This window comes from Achromobacter sp. JD-1 (assembly GCF_038594925.1).
GTDB lineage: Bacteria > Pseudomonadota > Gammaproteobacteria > Burkholderiales > Burkholderiaceae_B > Achromobacter > Achromobacter spanius_C.
In genome coordinates this window covers 1-662 of sequence record NZ_JBCGCS010000102.1, presented here as the reverse complement: position 1 = coordinate 662, position 662 = coordinate 1, and the positions used below count along the sequence as shown (strand labels likewise).

Annotated in this window: 1 protein-coding gene; it reads left to right on the top strand. The window is 62.8% G+C overall.

The annotated features are described in order from the left end of the window. The coding region (locus WBR68_RS31425) for a VirB4 family type IV secretion/conjugal transfer ATPase (protein WP_446697891.1) at positions 1-662 on the top strand (662 nt) is incomplete at both ends.

Here is a 662-nt window from a genome sequence, read left to right as displayed (position 1 = left end):
GCGATGTCAAAGCCCGATGGGCTGAAGGCGCTGTCACGCCAAATCAAGTGGCTGGAAGACTCTGGCGACTACTCCGCGTCCCAGATCGAAGATCTGAAGAAGGCCCGCGACGAGTTGGCCGCGGGCCGCTTCGTCATGGGTGACCACCACGCCACCATCCAGGTGTTCGGCGATGACAGCGAGGGGGCCCTTCGGGCGGCCGCGAGTATCAGCGGCGCGCTGGCTGACGAAGAAATCATCGGTCGTCTGTGTGATCGCTCATCCTTGGCCGCGTGGGCCGCCCAGCTCCCGGGCAACTGGAAATGGCGCCCTCGCCCGGCGCCGATCACCTCGCTGAATTTCTTGAGCTTTTTCTCGATGCACAACTACCTCTTCGGAAAGCCCGCAGGCAATCCGTGGGGGCCGGCGGTCACGATGCTCAAGACGACGGGCGGCACGCCTTACTACTTGAACTTTCACGCCTCGCTTCAGGACGTTGACGAAACCGGCAAACGCCGCCTCGGGAACACGTCGATCATCGGCCAGTCCGGCGCCGGCAAGACGGTCCTCTTGGGCCATCTGATCACCCAGGCACGCAAGTTCGACTACACGGGCATCGTGTTCGACAAGGATCGCGGCATGCAGGTGACCGTCATGGCGATGGGCGGCAAGTATTTCCCGCT